This window comes from Streptomyces sp. NPDC059743 (assembly GCF_042732975.1).
GTDB lineage: Bacteria > Actinomycetota > Actinomycetes > Streptomycetales > Streptomycetaceae > Streptomyces.
Genome location: NZ_JBHWGS010000003.1, coordinates 81786 through 103031, shown reverse-complemented (window position 1 = coordinate 103031; position 21246 = coordinate 81786). Strand labels below are relative to the sequence as shown.

The window sequence follows — 21246 nt, the reverse complement described above, 5'->3', positions numbered from 1 at the left end:
CGTACGCCCTCGTTCGCGTACCGCTGATCGTCAGGGCCGGGGCGCACCCGCGTACTGGTGTGTGCCCTTCTACAGGTGAAGCGCGTGTTCCAGGAGTTCGAGCAGATCGTCGGTGGCGTCCATGGCGCCGAGGGCCGGGAGGACACCGAGGGCGAGGGCGACGGCGGCGATGGGCCACAGGTGCGGGGGTGGGGCGGTCTGGAGGGCCGCGATGCGGCGGGTGACGGCACCGTCGGTGAAGTTCAGCACGCGGACGGGGCGCGGGCGTTGGGCGATGAGGGCGGCGCGGGCCAGGGCCCGGGCGGCGGTCTGACGGTCCCCCGCCGCTTCCGCTGCTTGTTCGTCGGCCCATCGTTCGATGAGGAACGTGACGGTCGTGCGCGTCGGCGTGAGCAGGGGGTTGGCCGCGGCGGCGAGGGCGACGGCATACGCGTACAGGGCGTGGCGGTGGGTGAGGTGGGCGCGTTCGTGAGCGAGGAGGACTCGGCGCTCGGCTGGGTGGAGGGCGCCGAGCATGGCGGCGGTGACCAGGATGCGGCCGGGCCTGCCGTTGGCGGCGGGGATGGCGAAGGCTCGCGGGGTGGCGGAGGCCGCGACGATGAGTTCGGTGTCCGGCGGGTGGCCCTCGCACAGGCGGTGCAGCGTGCGGCGGGTGAGGTACTCGGCGCGGACGGCCTCGTACAACCGGTGGGCGATGAGGCAAAGCGCAAGGATCGCGACCAGCGCGATGGCCTCGGGGACCGGTTCTGCCAGGTCGCGGCCGTCTTCGCGGGCCTCGGCGGCCACCGGAGGGACCTTGCCGACGAGGGTGACGGCCAGCAGGACGAGAGCCCAGGTGGTGGCAGCCGCGGTCAGGACAGCCGAGGCGGTCAGAACGCGGGCGGCCAGCGCGGGCGCCACCCGCCTGCCCACCTGCCCGCTGATCGCGGGGAGCAGCAGTGACAGGACGAGTGGGGCGTAGACGTCGATCCTCATGGGCTGCTCCCGCCGAGGAGGTCGCGCAGGGCCTGTTCCTCTTCCGGGCTCAGCCCGGTGACGAACTGCTGGAGTGCGGCGATCGGGTCGGGGCCGCGGTCGAGCGCTTGATGCATGGCTTCGGCGGTGAGCTCGGCGGCATTCTTCGCCGGCCGGTACGCGCCCCGGCGCCCGTCCACATCGCGCAGAACCAGGCCCTTGTCATGGAGGCGTTTGAGGATGGTGTGCACGGTGTTGTACGCGAGGTCTCCGCCGAGCTGGGCCTGGATCCCGGCCGGAGTGAGCGCCTCGTCCGTGGCCCACAGGGCGGCGAGAACCTCGCTCTCCAGCTCACCGGCGCTGCGCCGTTCCGCTCTGCCGCGGGGTGTTGTGCCTGCCATGTCGCCACCTTACAGTGCGTAGTGTTTCGGTGGGTTCGGTGGGTTTGGTGGGGAACGTGGCAATGCTGTGTGCCATCGGCGATGGCAGGGCTGGTTCGCCGCGCTGTGCGGTGGGCGGCAGTGATACGGCTCGCCGCGTCCAGGCTTTGTCGATCAGCGGGTTGATGAACTGCTCGTCGGGGAGCTGCGGCGGCGATCTGGGGCCGTGCTGCTGTGCGGATACTTGGCCGGGTTCCCGCGGAAGTGACCGTTTCCGTGGGGCAGTTGGGCCGGGGAGTCCGGCGCGGGGCTGGTGTGCCGGCGGCGGAAGAGCGTGGGCAGGCCGGGTACGGTGAGGAAGCCTTCCGCACGGGCGCTTGCGACGACGATGCGCGGGACGTCGCTGCTCTTCTCGAACAGCAGATAGCGCGGTTCCCAGACCGGCCGGTACTTGGCGTTGGCCCGGTAGAGGGACTCGATCTGCCACCAGCGGGAGAAGAAGGTCAGCACCGAGCACCACAGGCGCAGTACCGGTCCGGCGCCCAGGCGGGAACCGCGTTCGAAGACGGACCGGAACATCGCGAAGTTCAGTGACACCCGCTGAACGCCCAACTCCTCTGCGCGCAGTAGCAGTTCGACCACTGTGAACTCCATGAGTCCGTTCTCGCAGTCGCGGTCCCGCCGCATCAGATCCAGCGACAGCCCCTGCTCGCCCCACGGTACGAAGTTCAGCAGGGCCCGCGGCTCGCCCTGGCCGTCGCGGCACTCCAGCATCATGCAGCGGCCGTCGGCCGGATCGCCAAGACGCCCCAGGGCCATGGAGAAGCCACGCTCACCCCCGCCGTCCCGCCAGTGGTCCGCTTTCTCGATCAAGGCTGTCATGTCGCACTCGGGGATGTCCGCGTGGCGGCGGATACGCACGGTGTACCCGGCCCGGCGGATGCGGTTGTGCGCCTGCCGGACCCCGCGCATCGCACGTCCGTCGAGGGTGAAGTCGGCCCGGTCCACGATGGCTTCGTCGCCCAGTTCGAGGGCGTCCAGGCCGTGCCGGGCGTAGATGATGCCGGCCTCCTCGCTCGCGCCCATCACGGCCGGTGTCCACGCGTGACGACGGGCTTCCTTGAGCCACTCCTCGATCACACCGGGCCATGCTTCGGGGTCGCCGACCGGGTCGCCGGAGGCCAGGGTGACGCCGCCGACCACCCGGTAGGCGATCGCCGCCTTGCCGCTCGGAGACCAGATGACGGCCTTGTCGCGGCGCAGCGCGAAGTATCCCAGTGAGTCGCGTTCGCCGTGCTCGGCCAGCAGTGCGCGCAGGCGCTTCTCGTCGTGTTCACCGAGCAGTTCGCGACCGCGCGGCGCGCGGAAGCACGCGTAGAGAACAAGGAGGAAGGCCGCAGCGATCAGGATGTTGATCAGTACGTCCACCCAGCGCGGAGCGGCGACGGTGTCGAAGCGGTCGGCAAGGGGTCCGATGCTGACCCCGCGCAGCAGGGTGTAGGCGATCCGGTCGCCCAGCGGCGCCCCGGTCACGCGGTTGGTGGCGCTCACGAGCAGAGTGCCGACGGTGCCGCTGACCAGGACGCCGCCGACCAGCACGGCCAGGGCCAGTCTCGGATTGGAGCGGTCTCCGACGGCCGTGAACTCCCTGCGCCCCACCAGCAATGCGACGACGAACAGACCGGTCAGCACGACGGAGAACCAGTTGAAGGCGTGCCTGCGGTACTGCTCCTGGGTCAGGGCCAGGACGTAGAGCACGAACAGGAGGCCGGCCAGCAGCATGTTGAAGATCCACGCCGCGCGTTTGCGGCGCCGCATCACCGCGGCGAGGAACAGCGCCAGCGCCGCAGAGACCAGAGCGGCGGTGGCCAGGTAAGGAGTGAAGTACTCGCCCGCGTTGTGCTCGTGGATCTCCTCACGGAACGGCACCGAGACGACCGCCACCAGGTTGAGCAGCGCGAGCAGCCGCAGGTACCAGACCGTGGCCGCGGCTGCCCGCGACCGCAGCCGTGAACCGATGGGCGGCCGGCCGTCGCGGCCGGGGACAGGGTGCGAGGAGGAGTTCCTCTGCTGGGAGATCGGTACTGGCTGCTGTGGGGGCACTGTGAAGCGTCACCTTGCGAAGAGGCCGGGCATACCGGCGCGGACGGGGACGGGAAACCGGACGCCGTCCCAGGGAGGGCCGGCCGGGACACCGCGGGGGCTGGGGCGCGGGGGAGTGGGAGTGGAGGAGACGGCCCGACGGCCCGCGACCAGTCCGCTGCCGAGAGCCTGATGCGTGACCTGGGTGGTCAACTTGGCGGCGTTCTCCACCGGTTCGTACGCGTCGCACCATGCAGCAGGAGGATCTGTCCGCCACGCGGTCGGACCTCCTTGACCTCTGCACTGCACACTCCCACCCCACCATTCACCCTACGTCTTGTAGGGTTGTGGGAACTCTACATCCTGGAGGGGGGAGGGGCGGATGATGACCAAGACCTCGTACACGACGCCCGCCCACACCGCCCGGCACGGGCTACCGCCGACTATCCGCATCTGGCGGGGCCGGATCGGCGACGTCCGACTGCGAGATCTCCGTACCCGCCACGGCCTGTACGCGTGCGTCGCCCCCGCCGCGAGGGAAGACCACGGCGCATGACCACGTCGCCCGACGTCCCTGCGCTCGCAGGCCCACGCGTGTACTGGCACACCGCAGCCTCGCTGATCGTCGTGCTCCTCGCGGCCGTGTTCGCCGGCCGCCACTGGACAGCGGTCGGCACCGCCGCGGAGCGGCTGGCCGCCGCCGACCGCGGCTGGCTGCTCGTAGCGGCCACCGCTAGCGTGTCGACATGGGCGTGCTCGGCCCTCGTCCAACAGGGTGCGGTGACCCAACCGCTCCCGGCCGGGCGGCTGGTGGCGGCACAGTTCGCCGCGTCCGCGGCCAACCACGTCCTGCCCGCCGGTCTCGGCGCGACCGCGGTCAACTGGCGCTTTCTGACCCGCTGCGGACTCACGCCCACCCATACGGCGGGCGCCCTCGCCCTCAAAGCCACCGCCAGTGCCACCACCCGCGCCGCCCTGATCGTCGTACTAGCCCTGGCCAGCCCCGGCATCCTCCGTCTCCCCCCTCCTCCCTCGGTCGCACCGGCACTGCTGGTTGGCCTTGCCGGAATCGCCACCGTGCTGCTCACCCGCCCGCTGCGCACCCGGATGGGTACGCTGCTCTGGGCGGCCCTCACGGACTTCCGAGCCGTGCACGAACTCCCCGGACGAGTAGCGGCGCTGTGGGGCGGCTCGCTCGCCTTCGCCTCCCTGCACGCCCTCGTCGTGTACGCCGTCACACAGGCACTACACCTCCCGCTGCCCGTGAGCCAGGTCGCTCTGGTGTACCTGGCGGCGAGCAGTGCCGCCGCCCTTCTGCCCACCCCCGGCGGTCTTGGCTCCCTGGACGCCGCGCTCGGCCTGGCACTCGTCGCGGCCGGGGCTCCGGGAGGCACGGCCGCCTCGGTCGTACTCGGCTACCGCCTGCTGACCGTCTGGCTGCCCTTGGCCCCGGGACTGCTGGTGCTGGGCGTACTCATCCGCCGCCGGCACCTGTGACCAGGCAGGCTGGTCCACGATCACCAGAACAGTGCCCGAAGCGTCGAGGCCCTCGACGACGATCTGGCGGAACAGGCGCCGGCTCATGTGGGCTTCGGGTTCGCCGCAACCGTCCGGTTCTCGCCCGGCGTGGTACTGAGCGGCGCACCCACCCGGGAGGACACCACGATGGACGCACTACCGCCGCTGATGACGCTGCCCGAGGAACTGTTGCTGCTCTGCGCAGACCCGCGGACCGAGAGGCTCAAGCTTCCCCCTTACGTCCACCATGCACTCGCCGGAGCCGTGCTCGCCGAGCTTGAACTCCGCGGTGCCATCACGATCTCCGACAACTGGATCACCACCGTTCAGCCGCTCACCCTGGGAGAACCGGTCGCCGACCGGCTCCTCGGCGCCCTCGTACTCGATGTGCAGCTCGGCCGTCCCGGTGCCAAGCAGACGCGACTGCTGGGTCTCGACACGAACTACGCAGGCGTTTCCGGCCCTTCTCCGGAGCGCCCCTTCGCCCGCCGTGTCGCCCGCGCTCGCGTCAACATGCGCGCCGTCGTGGCCGCCGAGGCGCCTCCACGTCAGCTCACGCACTGGGTCCGGCTCTTCTCCCACAACCTCGACACGCACTACCGAGAGTCCATGGAAGCCCGCGGCCTGCTGACCGCGCACCGTCACCGTGTTCTGGGGTTGGTGCCCTGGACCACCTGGACCATCGCGTCGCGTCCCTCCGTACCGGCCCATCCCCGCCCGTTCGGCCCCCGCGGTCTCTACCTCGACGCGATCGCCGCCACCGTCGGCCTTGCGCGGCCGGCCGCCCATGCCGATCCCATCGCTGCCGCCGTGTCCGCCGTTATCGAGAGCGACAAGCGCCGCCGAGATTGAAGTTTTCGGAGGTGGCGCAGACCTGGTGGCGCGACGGCCTCCGGGAGATGACGGGGCGTTCGACGGCGTTCGGGCCTTGCCGACAAGGGAAAGAACCTCTGGTTCCGCGGCTGCATCCGTAGTCCGATGGGACATCCGCCTGGGCCAACGACGCTTGCCCGTACGCGGCGTGTCACCGCTTCGCGAGGAGCTTGTCCGTTCCAGCGGGCGGCAAAAGGCAAAGGCAAGGAGAGCTCTCCTTGCCACTCTCAACGTATAGCGCACCGGGGGGCTTGCGGCAAGACCCGGGTGGTGGCGCAGAATCCTCGGCCGAGGCCACAACCTGCGGAAATGGGGGCACGGCATGCGTGTGTTGTCGACGCATGGGGGACGCGGTGACGTCGAACCAGTGGTGGGACCGGCAGTGCGGTCGCGAGCGCTCGGGGCGGTGGTGCGGGGGTGCGTGCCGCCCGACCGGGCGGAGCGGTTGGCCGACTCGTCAGAGGTAGGGCAGCCGGAGACGAGGACGTGTCCGACAGGAGGTTCGACTGAGCTGGAGGCGCCGGTGATTCGATCGGCGAGTGCAGTGCAACGGAGCACGGCTGCCTCGGAGGTATCGCGGTGATCGAGCAGTACGTGTGGGATCTTCAAGAGGTTGACGAGACGCAGGTCGCGGTCGTCGGCGGCAAGGGCGCGCACCTGGGCGGGCTGTCGCGGATCGAAGGCATCCGCGTGCCGGCCGGCTTCTGCGTGACGACGGACGCCTTCCGGCGGATCATGGCGGAAGCGCCGTCGATCGACGATCGGCTCGATCAGCTGGCGCGCCTGAACCCGGACGACCGGGAGGCGATCCGCATGCTCAGCGCGCAGATCCGCCGAACCATCGAAGGGATCGCCATCCCGGGCGATCTCGCGGCGGCGATCACCCGCGCGCTCGCCCAACTTGGCGAGCAGGCCGCCTACGCCGTCCGATCCAGCGCGACGGCAGAGGACCTGCCGACGGCCTCCTTCGCCGGCCAGCAGGACACGTATTTGAACGTCGTGGGGCCGGCGGCGATCCTCCAGCACGTCAGCCGCTGCTGGGCCTCGCTGTTCACCGAGCGGGCCGTGACCTACCGTCAGCGGAACGGCATTGACCACCGTACGGTCCATATGGCCGTGGTCGTGCAGCAGATGGTCTTCCCGCATGCGGCCGGCATCCTGTTCACGGCCGACCCCGTCACAGGCAACCGGAAGGTCGCCACCGTGGACGCCGGCTTCGGCCTCGGCGAGGCCCTGGTCTCCGGCCTGGTGAACCCGGACGTCTTCAAGGTGCGACACGGCGAAGTCGTCGCAAAGGCGATCGCCGTCAAACAGCGTGCCGTTCACGCCCTACCGGCCGGTGGTACGCAGGAAGTGGCGATCGACTCGCGGCGGCAGGAGCAGCCGGCGCTGACGGATGCGCAGGTCGTGCGGCTCGTGCAGCTCGGGCGGCGGATCGAAGCGCACTTCGGCAGCCCGCAGGACATCGAATGGTGCCTGGGCGACGATGGCTTCCAGATCGTTCAGAGCCGGCCGATCACGACGCTGTTCCCCATCCCCGAGACCGGCGACCGGGAGAATCACGTCTACGTCTCCGTTGGTCATGGGCAGATGATGACCGACCCCATGAAGCCCCTGGGGCTCTCCGTGTGGCAGCTGACGGCCATGGCGCCGATGCACGAGGCCGGCGGGAGGCTGTTTGTCGACGTCACCCGGCGCCTGGCCACGCCCGCGAGCCGCGCCGGCCTCCTGGACGTCATGGGGAGAGGCGATCCGCTGATCAGGGACGCGCTGGAGACCGTCCTCGACCGCGACGATTTCGTCCCGTCGCTCCCGGACGCGGGTCCCGGCGGGCCGCCGACCAGAGGTGCGTCCGTCCCGATCGAGACCGATCCGGCCATCGTCACCGAGCTGATCGAGCGCAGCCAGGCTTCCATCGCTGCCCTGGAGCGCGACATCCGGACGAAGACCGGACCGGCGCTGTTCGACTTCCTGCTGGAGGCCTTCGAGGAGCACAAGCGAGTCCTCGGTGATCCCTTGAACTTTCAGGCGATCATGGCGGGAATGGAGGCCACGTGGTGGCTCAACGACAAGTTGCAGGAGTGGCTGGGCGAGAAGAACGCGGCTGACACGCTCACGCTGTCCGCCCCCGGCAACATCACGTCGGAGATGGGACTGGCGCTGCTCGACGTCGCGGACGTGATCCGCCCGCAGCCGGAGGTGGTGGCGTTCCTACACGGCGTCGGGTACGTCGAGGACGCGGCCTTCCTGGACGAGCTGGCGAAGCTCGCGGGCGGGACCGAAGCGCGCGACGCCATCGAGGCCTACCTCGACCGGTACGGCATGCGCTGCGTCGGCGAGATCGACATCACGAGGCCGCGTTGGCGTGAGCGCCCCACCACGCTTGTGCCCGTGATCCTCGACAACGTCAGGAACTTCGAGCCGGGCGCCGCCGAGCGGCGCTTCGAGGAAGGCCGGCAGAAGGCGCAGAAGAAGGAACAGGACGTGCTGTCACGCTTGCGGGCCCTGCCGGACGGGGACCGGAAAGCCGACGAGGCCAAGCGGATGATCGACCGGGTCCGAACCTTTATCGGGTACCGGGAGTACCCGAAGTACGGCATCGTCAGCCGCTACTTCGTCTATAAGCAGGCCCTGCTGGCGGAGGGCGAGCGCCTCGTGCAGGCCAACGCGCTTCCTGAGAAGGAGGACATCTTCTACCTCACGTTCCAGGAACTCCACCATGTCGTGCGCTCGAACCAGGTGGATGACCAGCTCATCCAGCAGCGCAAGGACGCGTTCCGGTCGTACCACGCGCTCACACCGCCCCGGGTCCTCACATCAGATGGCGAGGCTGTCACCGGGGCGTACCGGCGCGACGATGTGCCGGCCGGTGCCCTGATCGGCCTCCCGGTTTCCGCCGGGACCATCGAGGGGAGGGCCCGCGTCATCCTTGACATGGCGGAGGCCGATCTTGAGGCGGGCGACATCCTGGTCACGCCCCACACGGACCCCAGCTGGTCGCCGCTGTTCGTCGGAATCGCGGGCCTGGTGACGGAGGTGGGCGGCCTGATGACCCATGGCGCAGTGATCGCCCGGGAGTACGGCTTGCCGGCCGTCGTGGGCGTGGAGCAGGCCACCCGGCTGATCCGGGACGGGCAGCGGATCCGCGTGCACGGAACTGACGGGTACGTCGAGATCCTGCCTTGCAGGCATTGATCGCGGAGCGCGGCCTGTTCCTGACGACCCGAAGCGGCATTGCGGCCGGCCCGCGACAGTACCTCTCCCGACCGATAAGCAAGGAAATGTGATGCTCTGAATAATGTCGTCCATGATCACATCGGGAGGATTCCGCCATGGTCAGGCAGAGGATCCCGCTCAACTTCTTCGGGATGTCCTTCGGCCTGGCCGGTCTTGCCGGCTGCTGGGTGACCGCCGGCGACCAGGGGCATGTGTCCGACGTGGTGGGGGACGCGTTCCTGGCGTTCGCCGCTGTGGTCTGGCTGGTCACAGTGGCGTTCTATCTGCGGTATGTCCTGTCGAAACGCGGGGCCTTCGGAGCGGACCTGCTCGACAATGTGGCGGGCCCGTTCGCGTCTCTGGCGGTCATCACACCGATGCTGCTCGCGGCCCAGGGAGTCGCCCCGCGCGCCCCGACGGCGGGAAGGATCCTGGTAGATGTCTTCCTCGTGCTGACCGTGCTGCTCGGCGGCTGGTTCACCGGGCAGTGGATCTATGGCCCTCTCGAACTCGACCGGCTGCACCCCGGTTATTTCCTGCCGACCGTGGCGGGCGGACTGGTCGCCTCGGCCACCGCCGCCGAGGTCGGTCAGCGGCGGCTGGCCGAGGCGATGCTCGGCCTCGGCATCGTCTGCTGGTTCATCCTTGGCTCGATGATCATGGCCAGGATGTTCTTCCGTCCCCTGTTGCCGGCACCGCTCCTGCCGACCCTGGCGATCGAGGTGGCACCCCCCACCGTGGCGAGCATCGCCTACTTCGCAGTAAACGGGGACCACGCGGACATCTTCGCGGCGGGCCTGGCCGGCTACGGGCTGCTGATGGTGCTGGCACAGATCAGGCTGCTGCCCGCCTTTCTGCGCCTCACGTTTGCACCGAGCACCTGGGCCTTCACCTTCTCCTGGGCGGCCGTGGTCACCACTGCGCTGCACTGGAACGAACTGGGACGGCCCGCCGGGCACATCGTCTACACGTATTTGCTGCTGGTCGCGATCACTGCCTTCATCGGTGGTATCGCCGCCAGAACCGTGCTGGCCCTCGTCCGGCGCCAACTCCTGCCACCGGGCCCATGACTCCTGGGCGGGATGCCGTCCTGATGTGGGGGCGTCACGTGGGACCGGGCACCGTTGAGGTGCCCGGTCCGTTGTCATTGCCGACGGAGCGTCAGACGGTGCGCCCTGTCCCACCCCGGCAGGTAGCGCACCGGCCGCCCTTGGTCAGGAGACCTTCGGGGTCGCGCGTACACCGAGGTGTACGTACGGTTCTCCGGTCGGCAATGAGTAGAAGGTCACCGAGGTCCAGGCCTCGGACCCCGGCGCCCGGAACGCGAACAGCGTGTCGGAGACCGGCACCAGGTCGTACTCCTGCGTCTGTTCGGGTATCAGGTCGGCGAGCGAACCGGTCATGGTCTGGCGCAGGCGCAGCCCGTGTTCGCCGCGGAGCACCTCCAGACGCGTCGAGGCCCGCTCGTACACGCCGAGGTGCCGTGCCGCGTCGACGGCGGGCGGTTCGGCGGCCGGCTCCAGCGAGTGCGGTACCGCGACACCGGCGAGCTCGGCGAAGATCTCCCGGTACAGCTCGTCGTACAGGTCGCGCGGGCTCCCGCCGTTGGTGAGCAGCGTCACCGCGAGCCCCTGCTCGGGGAGCAGCCGCAGGAACGTCGTCTGTCCGATCGTGCCGCCGTCGTGGCCGATGACCTGGTGGCCGTCCCAGTCGAACCGGATCCAGCCAAGGCCCCACGAATCGCCGATGCCGTGCTTGTCAGGCAGGTCGGCGTGCTTCGCGGCCATCGCGTCCGCCGACGCTCGCGAGAGCAGCCGCTCGCCATTCGGGGCGAGGCCGCCGGTCAGATGCAGCCGGGCGAACGCCAGGACGTCCTCGGCCGCCGCGGTGACCAGCCCGGCCGGGCCCGCGATACGCGGCAGCATCCAGACGGGCGCGGGCCGCGGCTCGTCGTCGCCCGCCGCGACATGGCCGACAGCGGCGCGGAACAGCAGCGCCTCCTCAGGAAGCGTGACCGTGTGGTGCAGGCCGAGCGGGACGAACAGCCGCTCACGCATGGCGGCGTCCCAGCTCTTGCCGGTCAGTTTCTCGATCACCCGGCCGGCCAGGGTGAATCCGGAGTTGCAGTAGGAGAACGTCGCGCCCAGAGGGTGGTTCTGCTCGACATCCTTAAGGAGGTCGACATAGAGCTCCAGGCAGTCGTCGCCGCGGCCGGTGTCGGTGAACACGTCGCCGTCGATGCCGCTGGTGTGGGTCAGCAGATGCCGCATGGTCACCCGCTTGGCCACGTCAGGATCGGCGAGCCGCAGCTCGGGCAGGACGTCCGCGATCGGCGCGTCGAGGTCGAGCAGGCCCTCGTCGACCAGTTGCATCACGACGGTCGTCGTCCAGACCTTGGTGATCGAGCCGATCTGGAAGAGCGAGTCGTCGGTGACCTCGACACCGGTGCGCTTGCTGAGGACGCCGTAGCTCGCCCGTACCAGCTCGTCGGTGCCGCCGTCCGTGCCGCCGTCCGTGCCCAGCCGCAGGATGCCCAGTGCCGCGCCGGGAACGCGGTGCCGCCGCGCCAGTTCGTCCAGTCGGCGCTGCCAGTGCGCGGCGTCGATGGGTACCCGCGGCGCGCTCCCGCGCGGACCCGCGTACTGCTCCACCCATTCGGCGACGCGGCGGTTGAAGTCCGCGCGGTGCGAAGGCGGCCCGTTGAGGACGAACAGGTGCGAACTCCCGGGGTAGAGCACCAGTCGGCTCGGTACGCCCCGCGCGCGCAGCGCGGTGAACCACTGCTCGGCCTGCCCGACGGGACAGCGCACGTCGTCGGCGCCGTGCACGATCAGTGTGGGCGTCCGCACCTGGTCGACCCGCGCGAGCGGTGACTGCGTCGCGTAGTCCTCCGCCGCCGCCCACGGTGTGCCGCCCAGTTCGGCGACAGCGAGGTAGTGCCCGCTGTCGGACGTGCCCGCCATGCTCGTCAGATCGCCGGCCACGCCGCCCGCGACGGCCGCGGCGAAGCGGTTGTCGCGGCTGGTCAGATAGCAGGTCATGAATCCGCCGTAGCTGTAGCCGGTGACGGCCAGCCGCTCGGCGTCGGCGACGCCCTCGGCGACGAGCTGGTCCAGTGGCTCCAGGAAGTCGAGGGCGTCGGCCACGCCCCACGCGCCGACCGCCGCGGTGAAGAACTCCTCGCCGTAGCCGTCGCTGCCGCGCGGGTTGAGCAGCAGCACCGCCCAGCCGCGTGCGGCCAGCGCCTGGTGGTAGAGGTGGACGGAGTCGGCCGTACCGTTCCAGGCGTTGTGCGGGCCGCCGTGGATGTCCAGCAGCAGCGGCAGCGGCCCGCCGCGCGCGGGATCGCGCACCAGCCACCCGTGCACGACCGTGCCGTCGGAGATGGTGAACTCGCGCTCCTCGCGTACGAACAGCTCGACGTCGGCGGCGCTCACGCCATGCCGCGTCAGCACGGCGACCGTCCCCTCGGCCGTCTCCTCGGCCGCGGGCGTCGAGGACGGTACGGTCACGGTCGCGATCTCGCCGTACGACGTCGGCGTGGCGAGGACGACCGCCACCGTGCCGCCCGCGACGGACAGATCCGCGACGGTGTTCCCGGCGCCGCCGGCCACGAGCCGCGGCACGCCGCCGGCGAGGTCGACCGCGTACAGATGGGTGCAGCCCTGGTCGCGTACGCAGAACAGCACGCGGCCGGCCCCATCCGCCCCGACGAGCTGCCCCGGCAGTCCGCCGGGATAGCCGGGCCCGCCAGGCATCACGTTGCGATCGAGGGCCGCCGTCAGGTCGACGGTGCCGCTCCCGTCCAACGGCACCCGCAGCAGGCCGAGATGCCCGACCTCGGTGTCCTGGCGGCCGACGACGAGCAGCGCCGCGCCGTCGGCTGTCCAGTCGACCGTACCGACGATGCCCTCGCCCGAGCCGGTCAGGCGCGGCTTCGGCGAGCGCTCGGCCAGGTCGACGACGTACGCGCCCGACCGGAAGGTGAGGTCGGAGTCGGCTTCCGGCGCGCCCGGGAAGGCCAGCAGGCCGCCGTCGGGCGACCAGGCGGGCCGGCCCGCGTGCCAGTCCCCCGAGGTGACCTGACGGATCTCCCCGGTGCCGATGTCAAGGACGTGCACGTGTGTGCGTACGGTACGCAGCAGTCCGGCGCCGTCGGCCTTGAAGTCCAGGCGGTCGGCCACCACCGGCGCCCTTCCGCGACGCGTACGGACGTCGTCGTCCTCGCCGTCCGCCGCGTGGAGGTCGACCGGAGCCGTGAACGCGATCCGGTCGCCGTCCGGGCTCCAGACCGGCGTGCCCGCGCCCAGCGGGAGCGTGGTGAGCTGCTCGGCCTCACCACCCGCTGCGGGCAGGACCCAGAGCTGCGGCGCCGAGTCCCGCGCCCGCAGGAACGCGATCCGGCCGCCGTCCGGCGACCACGCCGGATCGGTGTCGGCCGTGCCACGGGTCAGCTGCCGTGCCTCGCCGCCCGTGGCGGCGATCTCCCAGAGCGCGAGCGCGTCCTTGTCGGCCTCGCGGTCCACGGTCCGCAGGACGTACACGATCCGGCTGCCGTCCGGTGAGACCGCGGGCTTCTCCGGAAGCGTGAAGTCGTACAGGTCATCGATGCCCTGACGTCGGGTTTGTCGGGTCATAGCGGACTGCCTCCTTTGGATAGGGCGGATATGCCGAGATGTTCGCTGCCGCTTCCGGCGAAGTGGCAGGCCGCTCGATGGCGACGGCGGATCGCGCCGTCGGCCGGATCGGTGGTGGCGCAGACGGTCCGCTCCGGGTTGGCGAGCGGGCCGATCGGGCAGCGGGTGCGGTAGCGGCAGCCCGAGGGCGGGTGATGCGGATCGGGCGGTTCGATGTCGGCGAGACCGCTGTCGTCGCCCGCGATGCCGGACGCGATGCCGCCCGCGATGCCGGACAGGCCGGTGTGCGCGGAGGGCGCGGCGGCGAGCAGGTCCCGTGTGTAAGGGTGCTGCGGGTCGGTGAGGACCTGCTCGGCGGGACCCGCCTCGACGATGCGGCCGAGGTACATGACGGCGACCACATCGCTGATGTAGCGGATCACGGCGAGGTTGTGCGAGATGAACAGCATCGACAGGTCCAGCCGCCGCTGTACGGAACGGACCAGGTTCAGTACGGCGCCCTGCACCGAGACGTCCAGCGCGGACGTGATCTCGTCGGCGATGAGCACGTCCGGCTGCCCCGCCAGCGCACGGGCCAGCGCCACGCGCTGACGCTGGCCGCCGGAGAGATGCCCGGGCAGCGTGCCGGTACGGCCGGGATCCAGGTTGACCAGCTCCAGCAGCCGGGCCACCTCGGCGCGTCGGCCGGCCTTGTCGGCGTGTGCGCCGCGCGGCATGGCCTCGGTGATCGACTCGCCGATGCTCATACGCGGGTCGAGGGAGGAGTACGGGTCCTGGAACACCATCCGGAGCGGCCGTCTCCGCGGCAGGCGCCGTACGTCGACACCGTCGAGCAGCACCCGGCCGGAGCACGCGCGCCAGGCTCGTCTGCGCCCTGCCGGGCAGCGGTGTCGGCATCGCCCGAGGATAGCCCCGGCCGCCCCGGGCCTGTTCGTCCGGTACGACAGGATTCCCTGCCGAATTCGTCCGGAGCTACGAACCCAGCCATACCTTCGCGGTGGTGACGGCCGCCAGCAGATCCGGGACCGGCGCGACGCCGAGACCGGGCCCCGTGGGCACCGGCAGATGGCCGTCCTTCAGGACGAACGGCTCCGTGATGTCGGTCCGGTAGAACCGGTCCGACGCCGAGGTGTCGCCCGGAAGCGTGAACCCGGGCAGCGAGGCCAGCGCGACATTGGCCGCCCGCCCGAGCCCGGTCTCGATCATGCCGCCGCACCACACGGGAATCCCGTGCGCCGCGCACACGTCATGCACCCGCCGGGCCTCCAGATAGCCGCCGACCCGGCCGGGCTTGATGTTCACGATGGCGCACGCGCCGAGCGTGATCGCGTCGGCCGCCGAACGCGCGGACACGATCGACTCGTCCAGGCAGATGGGCGTACGGACGCGGCGGGCCAGTTCGGCGTGGCCGAGGATGTCCTCCTCGTCCAGCGGCTGCTCGATCAGGAGAAGCCCGAACGCGTCGAGACGCGCGAGCACCGGCGCGTCCGCCAGGGTGTACGCCGTGTTCGCGTCGACCTGGAGCAGTACGTCGTCGCCGAAGCGCTCCCGTACCGCGCGCACCGGCTCCACGTCCCAGCCGGGTTCGATCTTCAGCTTGATCCGCACATAGCCCTCGTCGAGATAGCCGCCGACGACATCCAGGAGCTGGGGGACCGAGTCCATGATGCCGACCGAGACGCCGCAGGGCACGGTGTCGCGGGTGGACCCGAGCGCCGCGGCGAACGACTGGCCGTGCGCGCGCAGTTCGGCGTCGAGTACGGCCATCTCCAGGGCGGCCTTGGCCATCCGGTGGCCCTTGTACCTGGCCAGCAGCGGCGCGACCTTGTGCGCGGTGATGTCGTCCGCCGCCAGCAGGGCGGGCACCAGGAAGTTCCGCAGGACATGCTCGGCGCCGTCGACGTACTCCGAGGAGTAGACAGGCCCCGCCATGGCGCCACACTCGCCCCAGCCCTCGCCCGTCGGCGTCACCACGCGTACGAGCAGCAGTTCCCGTACGTCCTGGGTACCGAACGACGTCCGGAACGGTGCCACCAACGGCATCCGCACACGCAGGAGTTCCACACCATCGAGTTTCACGAGGACCGCTCTCTTGAGACCACGTACCAGCCGGCACGATCGAATCCGACGACCCGGGCTTCCTCCGCCATCAGGTCGCTCAGCACCTCGCGCAGCGCGAGGCGCCACATCTGGCTCCGGCCCGGGTCCGTGCGCCGGAGTGCCTCGATGTCGGGCGGTACGGCGACGAGGACGACGGGACCGTCCGGCGAGCCCGTCAGCGGGCCTCCGTCGGGCGTGACCGACAGGGCGAGCGCCGCGCCGCGCTCCCGCAGCGCGGTGGCGTCGGCCGGGACGGGCCTGCCGAGCGAGGCGGCGGACACGGCGGGGCTGGTGAGCTCCCAGTGGACCATCAGCCGGTCGGTGTCGCCCGATCCGTTGATGCCGTCGCGCATCGGCCCGTAGAAGTCCGGGAGATACCGCGCCGGGCGGGCGCCGAGCTTGGCCAGGTTGAAGTGCGCGTTGCGCCGTACCAAAGGATCGAACGTCCAGGTGATCAGCGAGACGTCCTGGCACACCGTCCAGGCGCGCTGGTGCAGTTTCAGGGCGAACCCGATGCCCCGGCCCAGACCGCGCGACGACACTCCCGCGATATGGCTGTGCAGGCTCGCCTTCGCCGGGCTGCCGAAGAATCCGATGCAGGCTCCGAGGAGTTCGCCGTCCTCGTACGCGCCCGCGACATAGTTTCCCGACGCGGCCATGGCCCGCAGCAGCTCCGCCGTCACCGGCTGGGAGCCGGCGCCCGGCTGCCAGATCGTGGCGAACAGCGCGGCGACCGCGGCCAGTTCGGACACCTCGGCCAGATCCCTGATCTCCACCTTCGATGCCGCGGCGGCCACCGCGTCCGCTCTCACGGCCGGTGGGACCATGCCTGTCGCATTCGTCGCGAGATGTGTCACGGAACAATCCTTTCCGGACCTACCGGGTATGTCACCGTGGTGCCGCACCAGAAACGTCCGCCCTGTTCGTCGTGGCGCACGGAGTTCACCGCGGGCCCCGCCACGGGGTTCGCCGGGGGATCCGACGCACGATTCGCCGTGGAGTTCACTTCGCCAGCACAGCCTCGATGAGGGCGGCGAGCAGCGCCGTACGCCGGGGCAGTTCGGCGACGACGACATGTTCGTGGTCCGCGTGTGCCCCGCCTCCCACGGCGCCGAGGCCGTCGAGCGTGGGGACTCCCAGGCCCGCGGTGAAGTTCCCGTCCGACGCGCCACCGACGGCGGCGCAGGTGAGCTCGCCGAGGCCCAGTCCGGCCGCGAGCGAGGTGGCCAGGCCGAACAGCGCCGACGACGCCTCCGCCTGGAGCGGCGGGCGGTTGACGCCGCCCGAGATCCGGATCCGCGACTCCGCCAATACCGGACGAAGCTCCCGTACGGCCCGGTCGATCCGCGACTGTTCCGCCTCGTCCCACACCCGGACGTCGACCTCCACACTGGCGCGAGCGGGAACGGTGTTGGCCGTCGTACCGGCGCGGAGCGCGGTCGGTACGACGGTCGTGCCGCGTTCCGGGTCGGCGAGCGCGGCCAGGGCGAGGATCTGGTGGGCGATCTCCACCCCGGCGTTCACACCTTTCTCCGGTTCGAGCCCGGCGTGCGCGGCCCGGCCCTCCACATCGACCTGGTAGCGGGAGACGCCTTTGCGGCGGCACTTCAGGGTTCCGCCGTCGGCCGACGCCTCCAGCACGAACACCGCGTCGCAGCCGCGGGCCTCCTCCTCGATCAGGCGCCGCGACGACGGCGAGCCGATCTCCTCGTCACCGGTGACCAGGATCGAGAGCCCCGCCGGGTTTCCGGTGGCCGCGGCGGCGTGCAGGGCCATCACGACACCGGCCTTCATGTCGAAGCAGCCCGGCCCGCGCAGCAGTCCGTCCTGTACGGAGTACGGGTGGGTCTCCAGCGATCCCAGGGGCCACACCGTGTCGTGGTGCCCGAGCAGCAGGACGCGCGGCGTCCCGCCGGACCGCCACCTCAGATGCGTCACGCCGTCGATCACGATGCGGTCGGGTTCGGCGTCCAGGAGCCTGCGGCCCAGCGTCGTCACGGCGTCCGCGCTGCGCGCGACGGCTTCGTGGTCGGACGACGGCGACTCGCACCGCACCAGGGCCTCGATGTCCGCGAGCAGGTCCCGTACGGACATATCGGCGTGCGTCGCCGTCATCGCGGCTCACCTCGCAGCGGCTGCCCGGGAAACGCGTCGGTCCGCAACTCGCCCGCGCTGACGACCGGCACACCGGCGACGAGCAGATGCCGCACACCGACCGACGGGCGGGTCGGGTCGGCGTAGGTCGCGGCATCGGTGATCGCCGCGGGGTCGATGACGACGATATCGGCATCCGCGCCGACGCCGAGGTGCCCTTTCGCCCGCGCGCCCGGCGCCACCTCGTCGAGGACGCGCGCCGGCAGATGGGAGCACCGCCGGAACGCCTCCGGCCAGTCCCAGACCTCCCTCTCGCGCACCATCACGCGCAGCGTCTTGGCGAACGTCCCCGCGGTGCGCGGGTGCGTCGTCCCGCCGGGCGGCAGCGGCCACACGGTGATGACCGCACACCCGGGCGGCGCGGCGAGCCCGGCGGCCACGGCGCTGACGACACCGTCGGTCACGAGCACGTCGGCGACGCCGTCGAACCCGGTGCCCGGGTCGATGACACGGCCGCCACGCAAGAGTGTCTGCATGCCTTCATCTCCTCAAGGAGGTACGGGAGCACCCACCTGTTGCTCCAGCCGACCTTAGGAGGGGACTCGGCACCGCCGTTCGTCCGAGCCGACGAATCCATCGCGGCCCGTCCATGCGCCCGGACGAACTACGAGGTCGGCTACGAGGTCGGCGGGCCGGTCACGTTTTCGGCGAGCGGCTCGGTCACGCTCTCGGCGAGCGGCAGTTCGGTCCAGATGGTCTTGCCTCTGCGGCCGTAGCGGCAGCCCCAGCGGGTGGTGCACTGGGCCACGATGAACAGTCCGCGTCCGCCCTCGTCGGTGTCGGCGGCCCTGACCAGGCGTGGCTGTGTGTTGCTCGGATCGGTGACCTCGCAGATCAGCGTTCCGTCCCGGATCAGCCGCAGTTCCACCGGGCCGCCCGCGTAGCGGATGGCGTTGGTCACGAGTTCACTCACCACGAGCTCCGTGGTGAACGCGATATCGCCCAGGCTCCAGGCGGAGAGCTGGTGTCCGGCCACGGCGCGGGCCTCGGAGACCGCGTTCAGGTCCGCCGGGAATATCCAGCTCCGCACACTGTCCGCAGGCAGCCGTCGCATACGGGACAGCAGCAAGGTGATGTCGTCGCGTGACGGTCCTTCGTGGGCGTCGCCGAGGACCGCCTGCCCGATGTCGTCCAGCGACCTGTGCGAACGCGCCTGGAGGGCGATCTCGTCCTGGAGGTGTCGCATTCCGTCGCGGCCGGCGTACGGTTTCAGCCCGAGTATCCCGTCGGTGTAGAGAGCGAGAATGCTGCCCGGTTCGATCTCCAAGGTGCTGGACTCGTAGGGCACGCCGCCGACTCCGAGAGGCGGTCCCGCGTTGACGTCGATCAGTCGGGCGGTGCCTTCGGGACCGATCAGCACCGGCGGTGGTTGTCCCGCGCTGGCCAAGGTGCAGCGGCGGGTGAGCGGATCGTAGACCGCGTACAGGCAGGTGGCACCCACGACATCGCGCGTGGTGGGCGGTGCTTCGGCGGCGAGCCGGTGGACCAGGTCGTCGACATGGGTGAGGACCTCCGCGGGATCCAGTTCCAGATCGGCGAAGGTCTGGATGGCCGTACGGAGCCGGCCCATCGTGGCGGTGGCGATCAGACCGTGTCCGATGACATCGCCGACGACCAGCGCCACGCGCAGGGACGGCAGCGGGATGGCGTCGAACCAGTCTCCGCTGATGCCGTGTCCGCCGTGGGCGGGCCGGTAGATGGCGGCGGTCTCGGCCGCCGGAGTGTCCGTGGTGGCCCGCGGCAGGAGCCGTTGCTGCAAGGTCATCGCTGTACGGTGCTCCCTGGCGTAACGGCGGGCGTTGTCGATGGCGAGCGCGGCCCGGGAGCCGATCTCCGCGAGCAGCTCCATCTCGGTGTCGTCGAACGTCCCGGGCTGCCGGGTGCGCCATGCCGTGATCGTGCCGAGCACCCGGCCCCTGGCGTGCAGTGGTGTCACGGCCAGGGTGTGGGCACCTGGCGGGACGAGAAGCGGAGCCATCTCGCCCAGCGCGTGGATCACCTCGTCCCGGCTCAGCCGGACGGAACGGTTCTTCTGTATCTGGCGCAGCTCCGGGCTCGGCGGCAGAGCGGGGTAGACGCCGCCGGCCTGGAGCAGTTCCGCGGGCCACGGGCCGTCGGTCGAGGCGACCGCGACGCGGACCAGATCGGATTCACCGCCGCCGAACACCTGCGGTGGTTCGCCGCCGGACAGGATGGGCTGGGCCAGGTCGACCGTGACGAGATTCGCCAGATCGGGTACGACGACATCGGCCAGGGCGCGCGCCGTCCGTGTGATGTCGAGGGACATGCCCAGCCGGCTGGCGGACCGGTGCAGCAGATCCCGGTGGCGCAGGATCCTGCTCCGCGCGGTGACGTCGGTGACCGACACCATGAGTCCGGCCGGCTCTCCCCGGATGTTCTCCATGCGCATCACGTTCAGCGCCAGCGTCCACTCCCGCTCGCCGGGCTTGCGGGAGCGCATCTGCGACTCGTGCCCGAGAACGGGCACACCGGTCTTCAGGACCTGCCGCAGCAGCACCTCGACCGCCGCAGCGTCCTCGACCCGCATGACGGTGCCCAGCCGGTCACCGGGATTCAGCGGCGGGCCGCCGAACATCTCCGAGGTGATGTTCGTCCACACCACGGTCAGATCGGTGTCATGGAATGCCACGCCGACCATTTGCTGCCCGAACACCGCGTTCAGGAAGGAGAGTCCGTGGCCCCACCTCAGTGCCTGGCCGAGCGGAACGAGCAGTACGAGACGGCGCCCGGAGTCGACCAGCGGTGACGCCCACAGGAAGACGTCCTTGTTCTTGTTCTTGTTCTTGCCCTGGTCCTTGTCGGTCTTGGCATGGTCACTGCCGCTGCCCTGGCCCTTGTCCGAGGCGGACCGTACAAGGACCGCGTGAGTACCTCCGACGCCCGTACCGTCGGCTCCGGACGCCCACGTCGGCGGCGCGGCCAGCAGATCGGCGAACGGCCGGCCCTTCACCTCCGCGAAGGTCATACCCACCAGGCGCTCCGCCTCGGCGGACCACTCCATGATCCTGCCGTGTCCGTCCAGCACCGCGACGGCGGGAGCGGGCAAGCAGAAGCCCGGCTCGCCCATGACATCGGCACGCTCATCCATTGCGGCTCCCTGGTTCCCCGACGGAGCGCACTCCTTCTACCCGCCTCCTACCCGGGCATATCAATCTATAAATGTCTAGATCGGTTCGCCGGACTGGTGCGGGCGGCCTGCGGTCCGAACACTCCGCGTGATGACCCGACTGCGGTAGCGTTGTCTGAATATTGTCTACAAATCATGCTAACGTCGGAATAATGACTTTTGAGTGCGCGCTGTCGGCCGATCG

14 protein-coding genes are annotated in these 21246 nt (G+C 70.4%); 4 read left to right on the top strand and 10 right to left on the bottom strand.

Features of this window, described 5'->3' with window-relative positions:
* Nucleotides 1-69: 69 nt before the first annotated feature.
* The 3 genes from ACFV6H_RS06180 to ACFV6H_RS06170 form a co-directional block, all read right to left on the bottom strand.
* A complete protein-coding gene (locus tag ACFV6H_RS06180) occupies nucleotides 70-975 on the bottom strand; it encodes a M48 family metalloprotease (protein ID WP_385539136.1) in 906 nt (301 codons plus the stop codon).
* Nucleotides 972-1355 (bottom strand): BlaI/MecI/CopY family transcriptional regulator, encoded by a 384-nt coding sequence (locus ACFV6H_RS06175; RefSeq protein WP_384988057.1) that lies wholly within the window; start codon nucleotides 1353-1355, stop codon nucleotides 972-974. Before ACFV6H_RS06175 ends, ACFV6H_RS06180 begins: the two co-directional genes overlap by 4 nt.
* A gap of 153 nt (nucleotides 1356-1508) precedes the next feature.
* On the bottom strand, nucleotides 1509-3437 hold the full coding sequence (locus ACFV6H_RS06170; protein WP_385539134.1) for a phosphatidylglycerol lysyltransferase domain-containing protein: 1929 nt from the start codon (nucleotides 3435-3437) through the stop codon (nucleotides 1509-1511).
* A 531-nt stretch (nucleotides 3438-3968) separates the two neighbouring features.
* Between ACFV6H_RS06170 and ACFV6H_RS06165 the strand changes: the two genes are divergently transcribed.
* The 4 genes from ACFV6H_RS06165 (at nucleotide 3969) to ACFV6H_RS06150 (ending at nucleotide 10093) form a co-directional block, all read left to right on the top strand.
* Nucleotides 3969-4913 carry a YbhN family protein gene (locus tag ACFV6H_RS06165; protein WP_385539132.1) on the top strand — a complete coding sequence of 315 codons (945 nt, stop codon included), beginning with the start codon at nucleotides 3969-3971 and terminating at the stop codon, nucleotides 4911-4913.
* Between the two features lie 168 nt (nucleotides 4914-5081).
* Entirely contained in the window at nucleotides 5082-5786 is a 705-nt protein-coding gene (locus ACFV6H_RS06160) for a GPP34 family phosphoprotein (protein ID WP_385539130.1), read from the top strand.
* A 600-nt stretch (nucleotides 5787-6386) separates the two neighbouring features.
* Nucleotides 6387-9002 (top strand): rifamycin-inactivating phosphotransferase, encoded by a 2616-nt coding sequence (gene rph, locus ACFV6H_RS06155; protein WP_385539128.1) that lies wholly within the window; start codon nucleotides 6387-6389, stop codon nucleotides 9000-9002.
* 137 nt (nucleotides 9003-9139) lie between these two features.
* The gene (locus tag ACFV6H_RS06150) at nucleotides 9140-10093 is read left to right on the top strand and encodes a TDT family transporter (RefSeq protein ID WP_385539126.1); all 954 of its coding nucleotides are present in this window, start codon (nucleotides 9140-9142) and stop codon (nucleotides 10091-10093) included.
* A 144-nt stretch (nucleotides 10094-10237) separates the two neighbouring features.
* Here the strand turns inward: ACFV6H_RS06150 and ACFV6H_RS06145 are convergent, their stop codons facing one another.
* The 7 genes from ACFV6H_RS06145 to ACFV6H_RS06115 all read right to left on the bottom strand — a co-directional run bounded on the left by ACFV6H_RS06145 (nucleotide 10238) and on the right by ACFV6H_RS06115 (nucleotide 21023).
* Entirely contained in the window at nucleotides 10238-13660 is a 3423-nt protein-coding gene (locus tag ACFV6H_RS06145; RefSeq protein ID WP_385539124.1) for a serine hydrolase, read from the bottom strand.
* A complete protein-coding gene (locus ACFV6H_RS06140; RefSeq protein WP_385539122.1) occupies nucleotides 13657-14499 on the bottom strand; it encodes an ABC transporter ATP-binding protein in 843 nt (280 codons plus the stop codon). The genes ACFV6H_RS06145 and ACFV6H_RS06140 overlap by 4 nt, the downstream gene beginning before the upstream one ends.
* A 133-nt stretch (nucleotides 14500-14632) precedes the next feature.
* Entirely contained in the window at nucleotides 14633-15739 is a 1107-nt protein-coding gene (gene menC, locus ACFV6H_RS06135; protein WP_385539120.1) for an o-succinylbenzoate synthase, read from the bottom strand.
* Complete coding sequence (locus ACFV6H_RS06130) at nucleotides 15736-16617, bottom strand: GNAT family N-acetyltransferase (protein WP_385539118.1); 882 nt, start codon at nucleotides 16615-16617, stop codon at nucleotides 15736-15738. Before ACFV6H_RS06130 ends, menC begins: the two co-directional genes overlap by 4 nt.
* A 145-nt stretch (nucleotides 16618-16762) precedes the next feature.
* Complete coding sequence (locus ACFV6H_RS06125; protein WP_385539116.1) at nucleotides 16763-17875, bottom strand: M20 family metallopeptidase; 1113 nt, start codon at nucleotides 17873-17875, stop codon at nucleotides 16763-16765.
* The gene (locus ACFV6H_RS06120) at nucleotides 17872-18390 is read right to left on the bottom strand and encodes an amidohydrolase family protein (RefSeq protein WP_385539114.1); all 519 of its coding nucleotides are present in this window, start codon (nucleotides 18388-18390) and stop codon (nucleotides 17872-17874) included. The genes ACFV6H_RS06125 and ACFV6H_RS06120 overlap by 4 nt, the downstream gene beginning before the upstream one ends.
* Before the next feature lie 140 nt (nucleotides 18391-18530).
* The gene (locus ACFV6H_RS06115) at nucleotides 18531-21023 is read right to left on the bottom strand and encodes a SpoIIE family protein phosphatase (protein ID WP_385539112.1); all 2493 of its coding nucleotides are present in this window, start codon (nucleotides 21021-21023) and stop codon (nucleotides 18531-18533) included.
* Nucleotides 21024-21246 lie beyond the last annotated feature (223 nt).